Below are 598 nucleotides of genomic sequence, written 5' to 3' on the forward strand. Positions count from 1 at the left end.
CGCTGGCTGCTGGTGCCGACTGGGACGGCGCGCTGCGGATCGCGAGTGCCGCAGCCGCGGTTGCGGTCGGCAAGACCGGTACCGCGATCGTCAGATCCGCCGAGTTGCGCCGAAAGATCCTGCCGCACGCGTCGCTCGCGGCGGAGGAGAAGATCGTCCCGGCCGGCGGCGATATCGACGCCTATCTCGAGGAATGGCGCAGGCAGGATCTGCGGATCGGCTTCACCAATGGCTGTTTCGACATCCTGCATCCCGGCCACGTCAAGGTGCTGACCGCCGCGCGCGGCGCCTGTGACCGCCTGATCGTCGGCTTGAACAGCGACGCCTCGGTGAAGCGGCTGAAGGGCGAGGGGCGTCCGGTGCAGAACGAGCGCGCCCGGGCCGAGGTGCTGGCGGCGCTGGAAGCCGTCGACCTCGTCGCAATCTTCGAGGAGGACACGCCGATCAACCTGATCACGAAGGTGCGGCCGGGCGTGCTGGTCAAGGGCGGCGACTATACCCGCGAGCAGGTGGTCGGCCACGAGATCGTCGAGGCCGCCGGCGGCGAGTGGTGCTGGTCGAGATCCTGCAGGGCCACAGCACGACGTCGCTGGTTGCC

The 598-nt window shown here is 69.2% G+C and carries 1 pseudogene; it reads left to right on the forward strand.

The annotated features are described in order from the left end of the window. Positions 1-598, forward strand: a pseudogene (gene rfaE2, locus H8B02_RS47660) (D-glycero-beta-D-manno-heptose 1-phosphate adenylyltransferase); the annotation flags it as partial.

The organism is Bradyrhizobium altum (assembly GCF_020889705.1).
GTDB classification, from domain to species: domain Bacteria; phylum Pseudomonadota; class Alphaproteobacteria; order Rhizobiales; family Xanthobacteraceae; genus Bradyrhizobium; species Bradyrhizobium altum.